The sequence below is a fragment of the Pseudopedobacter sp. genome (assembly GCF_040392825.1).
Classification (GTDB): domain Bacteria; phylum Bacteroidota; class Bacteroidia; order Sphingobacteriales; family Sphingobacteriaceae; genus Pseudopedobacter.
In genome coordinates this window covers 1-11,218 of sequence record NZ_JBEBVH010000120.1, presented here as the reverse complement: position 1 = coordinate 11,218, position 11,218 = coordinate 1, and the positions used below count along the sequence as shown (strand labels likewise).

Annotated in this window: 8 protein-coding genes; 4 read left to right on the top strand and 4 right to left on the bottom strand. The window is 38.4% G+C overall.

Annotated elements, in window-relative coordinates; translation table 11 throughout:
• A partial coding sequence (locus ABWO41_RS09975; protein ID WP_353137246.1) for a catalase occupies positions 1–1,643 on the top strand: 1,643 nt, incomplete at its 5' end.
• Positions 1,644–1,738: 95 nt separating this feature from the next.
• Here the strand turns inward: ABWO41_RS09975 and ABWO41_RS09970 are convergent.
• A complete protein-coding gene (locus tag ABWO41_RS09970) occupies positions 1,739–2,236 on the bottom strand; it encodes an ankyrin repeat domain-containing protein (protein ID WP_353137244.1) in 498 nt (165 codons plus the stop codon).
• Between the two features lie 305 nt (positions 2,237–2,541).
• Between ABWO41_RS09970 and ABWO41_RS09965 the strand changes: the two genes are divergently transcribed.
• From ABWO41_RS09965 to ABWO41_RS09955, 3 genes are all read left to right on the top strand, one after another.
• The gene (locus tag ABWO41_RS09965; RefSeq protein WP_353137242.1) at positions 2,542–3,102 is read left to right on the top strand and encodes a gluconate 2-dehydrogenase subunit 3 family protein; all 561 of its coding nucleotides are present in this window, start codon (positions 2,542–2,544) and stop codon (positions 3,100–3,102) included.
• 9 nt (positions 3,103–3,111) lie between these two features.
• Positions 3,112–4,827, top strand: coding sequence for a GMC oxidoreductase (locus ABWO41_RS09960; protein ID WP_353137240.1), 1,716 nt, complete (start codon positions 3,112–3,114; stop codon positions 4,825–4,827).
• Positions 4,828–4,980: 153 nt separating this feature from the next.
• On the top strand, positions 4,981–6,051 hold the full coding sequence (locus ABWO41_RS09955) for a Gfo/Idh/MocA family protein (protein ID WP_353137238.1): 1,071 nt from the start codon (positions 4,981–4,983) through the stop codon (positions 6,049–6,051).
• Between the two features lie 90 nt (positions 6,052–6,141).
• Here ABWO41_RS09955 and acnA read toward each other — a convergent pair whose 3' ends face one another.
• The 3 genes from acnA to ABWO41_RS09940 form a co-directional block, all read right to left on the bottom strand.
• Positions 6,142–8,916: an aconitate hydratase AcnA gene (gene acnA / locus ABWO41_RS09950; protein WP_353137236.1), complete on the bottom strand. Its 2,775-nt coding sequence runs from the start codon at positions 8,914–8,916 to the stop codon at positions 6,142–6,144.
• Between the two features lie 245 nt (positions 8,917–9,161).
• A complete protein-coding gene (locus ABWO41_RS09945) occupies positions 9,162–10,808 on the bottom strand; it encodes a ribonucleoside-diphosphate reductase subunit alpha (protein ID WP_353137234.1) in 1,647 nt (548 codons plus the stop codon).
• Positions 10,809–10,837: 29 nt separating this feature from the next.
• Positions 10,838–11,218: ribonucleotide-diphosphate reductase subunit beta (locus ABWO41_RS09940; RefSeq protein ID WP_353137232.1), on the bottom strand; the 381-nt coding region annotated here is incomplete at its 5' end.

The following is an 11,218-nucleotide window of genomic DNA, read 5'->3' as shown; positions in this document are numbered from 1 at the left end:
ATGAAATTCCACAGGCAGCATCTGCACATGATACTTTCTGGGATTTTATCTCGCTAATGCCGGAGTCTACGCATATGATTATGTGGCTTATGAGTGACAGAGCTATTCCACGCAGTTATAGAATGATGGAAGGTTTTGGTGTACATTCATTTCGTCTTATTAACGGGAAAGGAGAGTCGCATTTTGTTAAATTCCATTGGAAACCGATATTGGGTGTTCATTCGGTAGCATGGGATGAAGCACAAAAAATATCAGGTAAAGATCCCGATTTTCATCGTAGAGATTTATGGGAGGCTATTGAAAAAGGAAATTATCCGGAATGGGAGCTAGGGGTACAGATTGTACCTGAACAAGATGAGCATAAATTTGAGTTTGATTTATTGGACCCGACTAAGATCATTCCAGAAGAACTGGTTCCTGTACAACGTATAGGTAAATTGACATTAAACAAAAACCCTGACAATTTCTTTGCAGAAACAGAACAGGTTGCTTTTCATATAGGAAATATTGTGCCCGGCATAGATTTTACAAACGATCCGCTGCTGCAGGGCAGGTTATTTTCCTATACCGATACACAGCTAATACGGTTAGGTGGCCCCAATTTCCATGAAATACCGATTAACAGAGCCATTGTGCCTGTTCGTAATAACCAGCGCGATGGTTATATGCGCCAAACTATAGATAGAGGAAAGTCAAGTTACAATCCAAATTCAATAGGCAACGGTCATCCTTTGCAGGTTAAAGAAAAAGATGGCGGCTTTGTTAGCTATCAGGAAAAGATAGATGCAAGAAAAATAAGAGCAAGAAGCAAAAGTTTTCAGGACCATTTTAGTCAGGCTCGTTTGTTCTATCATAGTCAATCTGGAGCAGAGCAAAATCATATTATAGATGCTTTCTCTTTTGAACTTGGGAAAGTACGTGACGAAGCTATCAGACAACGCATGGTTGGTATTCTATCGTTTGTAGATAAAGAGCTGGCAGCTGCCGTAGCCTATGCTTTAGGAATTTCTGTTAAAGTTCCCGAAGCGCCAATTAACAAAGGAATTCCGGCAGATACGACAGAGTTTGAATACGAACCACTTTTAATAGAGTCATCCATAGAAAAATCTGTGGCTTTAAGTATGGAGAATACGCCTAAAGATAGTATTCTTTCCAGAAAGATTGCTTTTTTGGTGGCGGACGGAGTAGACGAAGAATCGGTGAATCTGGTACGAGCGGGATTAGAAAAGGAAGGTGCTACCGTAGAAATTGTTGCTCCGAAGCTTGGCTATGTGATGTCTTTAAATGATGAGAAGATTTTTGTAGACCATAGTTTACTGACTGCGGCATCTGTTATGTACGATGCGGTTTATGTACCGTCTGGAGTGAATAGTGTGGCAACAATAGAAGCTGAAGCCAATGCCATTCATTTTTTAAATGAAGCATTTAAACATTGTAAACCTATTGCTGCCGATGATTATGCTATTCAGGTCCTGGAAGCTACTTATTTTGCCAATAAACTTCCGGACGATTTTTCTGATAAGGATGTTTTGAGAGAAGGAATTATAGTGAATAAACCAGATAAGCTGCTTCCACAATTTATCAGGTCAATTGCTATGCACCGTTTTTGGGATAGAGAAAAGGCCCGTCAGGTACCTGCATAACATAGACTTTATAAGTTCAGTCCATTTTAAGTGAAGGGAAACCTTTTGTAAAATGGGCTGGACTTTAATATGGTAATTGTAATTGTGTACTGATGCTAAAAATTTGTAGGACTACCCATAGCTTTTTCTAACAAAGAAATAGCTTCTTCATTACCTTGCTGTGCTGCCAGGTCAAGCGCAGAAAGTCCCCTTGAATCTACCAAACTGGCATTGGCACCATTTTCTAATAATAAGGTTACTAAATCATTTCTGCCAAACATAGCGGCAAACATGAGCGCCGTACCGCCGTTTCCGTGTTGCAGATCTAAATTAGCTCCAAAGCGGATCAGCAATTCGGCAATGTCTTTATACCCTTTAAAAGCAACTCCCATTAAGGCTGTATTACCACCAAAATCAGATTTGTTTACATCTGCACCAGCCTTTAAAAGAACCTCAGCAGCTTCGTACTTATTGTTGTAACAGGCAATAATTAAAGGCGTGAACCCTTTTTCATTCAGGCAGTTCAGGTTCACTTTTTCTTTAATGAGTTCTTTTATTACTTCTATGTTTCCTACTCGGGAAGCATGTATAAGTACAGTCTCTGGGTTAATCATATCTCATAAACAAATATTTTAGAAATATGTTTATGCCGACTATGGAAGTTTTTATTGATTTATCAAGATTAATTTGCTGTTCTGCATGGTTAAATATTTAAGCTTTTAGGTGCGAACCTCTTTGTTTTTTATGCTAGTTAAAATAAAGCATATAAGCATTTTGTTTTATGCTTTTTTATTTTTAAAATAGTATTCGTTTACGTTAACATATTAAATTTTTTTAACCTTTTAAACCAATTTATAAAGCTTTGGAACTAACAGTGCAAAAACGATTTCTTAGGTTAACGACATAAAAATCACTTATCATGAGACGCAGAGACTTACTGAAGACCCTCGTAATTTTTGGAACTGGGTGTGTTGTTAGCCCTCCTTTGGTATGGGGTAATAACCTGGCCGATTTTTCGGACGATATTTTAAACAGCCAGCAGATTTTACTGCTTGCAGAGATTTCTGAAACAATTATTCCGGCTAACAAAAAAATACCAGGCGCAAAAGCTGCTGGAGTTGCTCCGTTTATTGCCGGACATTTGCAGGACTGTTATACTTTAAAAGAACGACGAGATATTATAAAATGTATTTCTACCATAAATGAAGTTGCTATCCAGCGTTTTAAGAAAGATTTTGTAAGGCTTAATAAGAATCAGCGACTGGAATTACTAAAAGCTTTTGACAGGGAAGCCAGCAGTAATAAGGATCTTAAAAATGTGGCGTACACGAACTATGCGAAATTAAAAAATTTAATAGTGTTTAGTTTCTTCACTTCTGAAGCTGGAATGACAACATGTCTTCGTTACGTTCCAATACCCGGATATTACAAAGGAGAAATCGCATATAAAAGAGGAGAGAAGGCCTGGGCATTCAATTAAAAATATTTTATGGCAAATTTAAATATTGAAGGAAAACAGCAGCATACATACGATGCTATTGTTATAGGATCTGGTATTAGCGGAGGATGGGCAGCTAAAGAATTTTGCGAAAAAGGTCTGAAAACGCTGGTACTTGAAAGAGGAAGAAATGTAGAGCATATTAAAGACTATCCTACAGCGCTAAAAAATCCATGGGAATTTCCAAACCGAGGAAGAATGCCTCTGAAATTAAAAGCAGAAAATCCCATTATCTCCAGATGTTATGCTTTTGGGGAAGATACAAAAGATTTTTTTGTTGATGATAAAACTCATCCATATATACAGGACAAGCCCTTTGATTGGATACGGGGATATCAGGTAGGCGGTAAATCTTTGTTATGGGCGAGACAAACCCAAAGATGGAGTGAATTCGATTTCCTGGGCCCTTTGAGAGATGGTTTTGCAGTAGATTGGCCTATAAGATATGCCGATATTGCACCCTGGTATAGTTATGTGGAAAAATTTGCAGGTATTAGCGGTAATAAGGATGGCTTGAAAACCTTGCCTGACGGTGAATTTCTGCCACCATGGGAAATGAATGCTGTTGAGAAATCTATTCAAAAAAGCATTATGTCTAATTTTCGTGACAGACATGTCGTTATTGGAAGATGCGCACATCTTACAGAGCCAAAGGATATACATTTGCAACAGAACAGGGGACAATGTCAGGCAAGAAGTTTATGCAGGCGGGGCTGCCCCTTTGGTGCATATTTTAGCTCCAATTCTTCTACTTTGCCCTGGGCGGCGAAGACAGGCAATCTTACAATTCGCCCGGATGCCGTTGTTCACTCTATTATTTATGATAATAACAAGAATAAAGCAGTTGGAGTTAGAGTAATTGACCGTTTAACTAAGGAAGCTACCGAGTACTTTGCAAGAGTAATCTTTGTAAATGCTTCTGCATTAAATACTAATCAGATTTTGCTTAATTCAACTTCTTCCAGATTCCCGGTGGGTCTAGGAAATGATAACGGTCTCTTAGGGAAATATATTGCTTTCCATAATTATATGGGAACTGTTTCTGCAAAAATGGAGGGCTTCCAGGATACCTATTACTACGGACGCCGTCCAACAGCCGTTATGATGCCTAATTTTAAGAATGTTTATAAACAGGAAACGGATTTCCTTAGAGGGTATATGGTGTTTTACAGTGCAAACAGGGCTTCGTGGGGGCATGCTGTGGAAGGCGACCAGATAGGCCTTAACTATAAAGACGAAGTTGCCGAGCCAGGCGATTGGAGCATATTTATGATGATGCAGGGCGAAACAATACCAAAGGAGCAGAATAAAGTTTCATTAAGTAAAGAAGAAAAAGATAGCTGGGGTATACCTTTATTGAAAATTGACGTCGACTATGATGATAATGACAGAAAGATTAGAGATGATTTTTTCAAAGAAGCTGCTGATATGTTGGATAAATCGGGATGTAAAAATATAAAATCAAGAGACAGGAAGCAGAGTCCCGGTCTGGATATACATGAAATGGGAGGTGTAAGGATGGGAAAAGATCCTAAAACTTCATTACTTAACGGTTTTAACCAAATGCATGCGTGTAAAAATGTCTTTGTTACAGACGGAGCGAGTATGACGTCTACAGGAACACAAAACCCATCTCTGACGTATATGGCCTTAACAGCCAGGGCAGTAGATTACGCTGTTAAAGAAATGAAAAAGAATAATTTATAAATATAGCTAATTGGTTTACGAAAGACTTCTGAATGATAAACAGATACCGACTGAAATAATGAAGTGATTTAATCTTCTAAATATTATTGCTTAATGTCGTTAATTGGGTGATATTTGGTATTGGTTGCTTACGTTTTAGAAGTTTAATTATATATGAAAATTAAGGTTTTAGTTGTTGGATGTGGAAATATGGGCGTCTCTCATGCGCTGGCATATCATAATATTGACGATTTTGAAATTTGCGGTTTGGTATCTACCGGAGAAAGTAAGGTCGAATTGAATAAAAAACTGGGTGGGGGCTATCAGCTTTTTTCATCCTTTGACGAAGCCTTAGCTGCTACATCAGCAGATGCTGTTTGTATTTCAACATATCCGGATACTCACGAAGAATACGCCATTAAAGCGCTACAAAACGGATGTCATGTATTTCTTGAAAAACCTGTAGCCGATTCTGTGGAAGGAGCTGAAAATGTTGTAAATGCTGCCCGTAAATACAATAAAAAGTTAGTGGTTGGTTATATTTTAAGACATCACCCATCATGGATTAAATTTGTGGATATTGCCAAAACTCTAGGACGTCCGTTGGTAATGAGAATGAATTTAAATCAGCAAAGTTCTGGCAGTAACTGGGAAACCCATAAAAATATAATGAAGAGCCTGAGTCCTATAGTAGATTGTGGCGTACATTATATAGATGTGATGTGCCAGATTACCCGATCTGCCCCTACGTCGGTTCACGCAATTGGTGCGAGATTAACTGATGATGTGCCTGACTGGAATTACAATTACGGGCAGATGCAAATTAAGTTTGATGATGGATCTATTGGCTGGTATGAAGCTGGTTGGGGGCCTATGATGAGTCAGACAGCTTTTTTCGTGAAAGACATTATAGGGCCTTTAGGCTCTGTTTCTATCATTGCGCAAAAGGCTGCGGGCGAAGGTAATTCGGATTCTGTGGCAGCTCATACAGCCACAGAATCTCTGAGAATTCACTATTCAAAATTGAATGCTAATAACGAGTTTGAAGGGGTTGATGAGTGGATAAATCTGGAAGATGAGCCTGATCATCATGAATTATGTGAAAGAGAACAGAGATATTTTCTTAAAGCTATTAAAGAGGATTTAGATTTAACAGAACATAACGAAGATGCTGTAAATAGTTTGAAGGTTGCTTTTGCGTGTGATGAGTCTATTAAAGACAGTAAAATTGTGAAATTAAGTTAATACGAAATATTAGTTACGCAAAGTCGGGTATTATGAATTTTATATGCCCCGACTTTGCTGATAATTATTGTGATATTTCTTTGTTAAGGATTAGCTGTTTTTTAGATAATCTCTTAATACATATTGCAGAATACCGTTGTTTTTATAATATTCTATTTCAATAGCAGAGTCTAAGCGGGCTTTAACTTTAAACTCTATCGTTTTACCATTAAAATGCACTGCTTTAACATCTAATATTTTATGAGGAACCAGGTTTTCTGCAAGTCCGCTGATACTGTAAATTTCGGAACCGTCTAACCCCAGTATTTCTGCATTTTCGCCATTAATAAATACCAATGGAGCTACTCCCATGCCTACGAGGTTACTACGATGGATGCGTTCGAAGCTTTCCGCAATTACCGCTTTGATTCCCAGCAAAAATGTTCCTTTAGCTGCCCAATCACGTGAAGAACCAGAACCATATTCTTTTCCGGCCAATACAATTAGCGGTGTTTTGCTTTGCTGATAGGTCATGGCAGTTTCATAAACGGTTTTTACTTCATTGGTTGGGAAATATCGGCTAAAACCTCCTTCCTTATCGGCAATTTTATTTCTGATACGAACGTTTGCAAATGTACCGCGCATCATTACCTCATGATTTCCACGGCGAGAACCGTAAGAATTGAAATCTACTTTCGCTATACCATGAGACATAAGATATTGTCCTGCAGCACTGTCTTCCCGAAATGACCCTGCCGGAGAAATATGATCGGTAGTTACTGAATCTCCTAAATATAACAGAACGCGTGCCCCAGAAATATCGGTAATTGGTTCCGGGTATGCTTGTAAGTTTTCAAAAAATGGAGCTTCTTTAATATAAGTGGAATCATTACTCCATTTATAATTTTGGTCTAAACTTACTTCCAGATTTTGCCAATCTGTTGAGCCGTCAAAAATTACGTCATATACTTCCTGGAAATCACCCTGTTTTACGCATTCATTAATGGTAGTGGCAATTTCTTCACGACTGGGCCAGATATCTTTTAGGTAAACAGGATTTCCGTTAGGATCGTAATCTAACGGATCTTCCAGAAGATTGATATCGATACGCCCAACCAGTGCATAGGCTACCACAAGCATTGGAGACATTAGAAAGTTCATCTTTACCTGAGGATGTACTCTGGCTTCAAAATTCCTGTTTCCGGAAAGTACCGAAGCGACAACCAGTTCGCCTTTTTCTACAGCTTCTGCGATATGTGGTGGTAAAGGTCCAGAATTTCCGATACAGGATGTACAACCATAACCTACGGTATGAAACCGAAGTGCATCTAAATCGGTATTCAAGCCGGAGCGTTCCAGATACTGAGTTACTACTTTTGAACCTGGAGCCAGAGATGTTTTTACCCAGGATTTTGTTCTCAATCCTTTTTCAACAGCATTGCGGGCCAGCAAACCGGCACCAATCATAACCGCAGGATTGGAAGTATTGGTACAACTTGTAATGGCTGCTATTACAATGCTTCCATCACTTAATATAAACTCTTTATTTTTATGTTTAATACGAACCGATTGTATAGATTCGGCTACTACCTGATGCGGAGAACTGCCTTCTACCGGTACCTTACCAAAGGTAAACTCTGTGCCGGAACCTCCGTCTGCTAACCATGCTGATTCTGAGCGATTAATGAGTGGGTGATATTTTCTGTTATGTTCTTTTTCGAGTAGTTCTGAAAACTTATTGCTTAGATCTTTTACCAGAATTTTGTCTTGTGGGCGTTTAGGTCCGGAAACGGTTGGTTCTAAACTGGATAAATCAAATTCTACAACAGATGAGTAAGTTATATTTTCTTTACCGGTACGCCATAACAGATTTTCTTTACAATATTGTTCTACAATTTTGATTTGCTCGGCTGTACGGTTTGTGCCATACATATATTCCAGCGTACGATTATCGATAGGAAAATAAGTAACCGTACATCCAAACTCGGGAGACATATTTGCTATAGTTGCCCTGTCGGTGACAGTAAGATTATCGAGACCATCGCCAAATACTTCGACAAATTTTCCCACAACACCCTCATCGCGAAGAATCTTTGTAATGGAAAGAACCATATCTGTTGCGGTGCAGGCTTCTGGAATTTTTCCTGTTAGCTTTAAACCAATAACTTCCGGACAGGTAAAGAATATGGGTTGTCCTAGCATTGCAGCCTCTGCTTCTATGCCACCAACGCCCCATGCAATCACGCCGATTCCGTTAACCATAGGTGTATGAGAATCGGTTCCAACCAAGGTATCCGGAAATAGCCAACCATCACGTTCGATAATTCCTTTGGCAAGATATTCAAGATTTACCTGATGGCAAATCCCCATGCCAGGAGGTACTACAGTGAAGTTTTGTAATCCTTTCTGAGCCCATTTCAATAATTCGTAACGCTCTTTATTTCTGTCGTATTCCAGTTCTACATTTTTGTTATAAGAATAATCTGTTCCATAAAAATCTACCTGAACAGAATGGTCAATAACCAAATCAACGGGAATAGCGGGGTTAATTTTTTGTCCATCTTTGCCATGACGAACGTACTCGGCCCGCAAAGAAGCCATGTCTACAACTGCCGGTACGCCTGTGAAATCCTGCATTAAAATACGGGCAGGTTTGAAAGGGATATCTTTATCGATAGGTACAGGCGACCAATTTATTAAAGTATGGATATGTTCATCTGTTATACTAAAACCATCATAGTTTCGCAAAACATTTTCCAGCAAAATACGGATACTGAAAGGTAAATGATCTACGGTTCCTCCCTCAAGGTTTTTTAACGAGCTATAATGGTAAGTTTGGTTATTTACTACCATTTTTTGCATAGCCTTTGCTGTGGTATTACTCATAATATATGTCGCTTAAGGTTAATATTAAAGTTAACAAGAATTTTTGAGAACTGTTTCCCGGAGCAGGGAAGAGGTCGTCTAATGGTACTGGTTATTCTACCATAAGGGGAGTTTTGTTGAAAAAGTGCGTTAGAACAAATGGAAGAGCAGTCTGCAAAACAGGCATAAAAAAAGCTCCTGCATTTGCTAACAACGCAGGAGCTCTAATTTTAAATAGTTTAATGTTTTCTTTTGAAAGAGTATGATTAGGCCTCGCAGCTTGTACAAGTCACCAGGTTTGATACAAATTCCTTAGAAACACTTTGACTTCTTTGATAATAAAGCGTTTTAACGCCTAATTTCCATGCTTCGATGATTAAATTGTTCACATCCTTAACAGGTAAATTAGATGGGATGTTGATATTCAAACTTTGAGCCTGATCGATATATTTTTGTCTGATTGAAGCTTGTAATATAATCTCGTACTGGCTTAACTCCTTGAAAGTTTTAAAGATATCCTTTTCTTCCTGAGTTAACTCTGGTAAGTGTTGTACACTACCGTGGTTCAGCATAATGGTTCTCCAGGTTTCTTCATTCTCGATACCTTTCTCTTCTAATAAAGCTTTCAGGTATTTGTTTTTTCTGATGAAATTACCTTTTGCTAAACCTGCTTTATAGTAATTGCTGCTGTAAGGCTCTATACCAGGAGAAGTTTGTCCTAAAATAGCGGAAGAAGAGGTAGTAGGAGCAACAGCCATTAAAGTAGTATTTCTACGTCCATATCCCTTTAATAAAGCAGGCTCTCCGTAAATATTTGCTAACTCTTCTGAAGCTTTCAGGGATTTCTCCTGTAGATCTTTGAAAATGGTATTGGTTAATTGTTTAGCCTGCAAACTTTCAAAAGCAATCATGTTCTTTTGAAGGTAAGAATGCCACCCCATTACACCTAAACCTAAAGCTCTATGGTTTTTAGCAAAATTATTAGCAGATTTCAGATAATGGTTATCTTCTGTTTTCTCTATAAATTCGCTCATAACAGCATCAAGAAAGAAGGTTGCTAATCTAACAGCTCCGGTATCTTTCCACTCGTCGTATAATTCCAGGTTCATAGACGATAAGCAACAAACAAAAGACTCGTCTCTTGATGAAGGTAATGCAATTTCTGAACATAGATTACTCGCATAGATAGGCATTTCTTTCTCTTTGTAAACGTCTGGTTTAAAACGGTTCACATTGTCTGAGAAGAAGATATAAGGTAGACCCTTTTGCTGTCTGCATTCTAAAACTTTAGCCCAAACGTCTCTTTTCTCCCTGTCGCCATCAATCATATCCTGCATCCAGTAATCTGGTACACAAACACCGAAAAACAGATTTTGGATAGGATTACCAATATTCTTAATATCTAAAAACTCTTTGATATCTGAATGGTCAATGTCCAGGTACGCAGCAAAAGCACCGCGTCTAACACCGCCCTGGGAAATAGTGTCCATTGCTGTGTCAAAAAGCTTCATGAAACTTACTGCACCACTACTTTTACCATTATCAGTAACAGCAGTACCTCTGGCTCTTAATTCTCCGAAATATCCCGAAGTACCACCACCAGTTTTGGTTTGCATAATTACTTCACCTAATTTGTGGGTAATACCTTCAATATGGTCTGGTACGTGTACGTTGAAACAGGAGATAGGTAATCCTCTTTCGGTTCCCATGTTTGCCCAGATAGGAGAACTTAAACTCATCCAGCCTTTGCTGATCATTTCGATGAATGATTCGGCCAGTTCTGGCTTATATAATCGCCTGGCAGCAGCATTGGCAATACGTTCGATTGCTTTTTGAGGAGTTTCTCCTTTTAATAAATATCCTCTGTTTAATATTTGCTCGCTTTCTTCGTTAAGCCACCAAAGGTTTTGCATAGTATACTCGTTTGTTATAGGGGTCAATATTAAAATAAATCGTCTGCACTGATACTTTTATCATGCTTGGTGTATTCCACAGGGCGCTTTGCGAAAAAATCGTCTAAGCTATTTGCAAAAATCTCTTCTTCAAACCAAACCATAGGGGCATATTGTTCTTCAGAAACATGGTACAGCTTTTTAAAGCCAATCTGCTGTAAGCTTACATCTATACGATATTTCATGAAGTTTAACAGATCTTTTCTGTTGATATACTGTAAATCTCCATTTTCGAATATCCAACCTAATATTTCATCCTCAATATTGATAGATTCTGCAACTATATCATAAATTTCCTGGTGGGTACTTTCGTCAATATATTCAGGAAATTCTTCTTTGATTTTATTGATAATGAAGATACCTGCATTAGC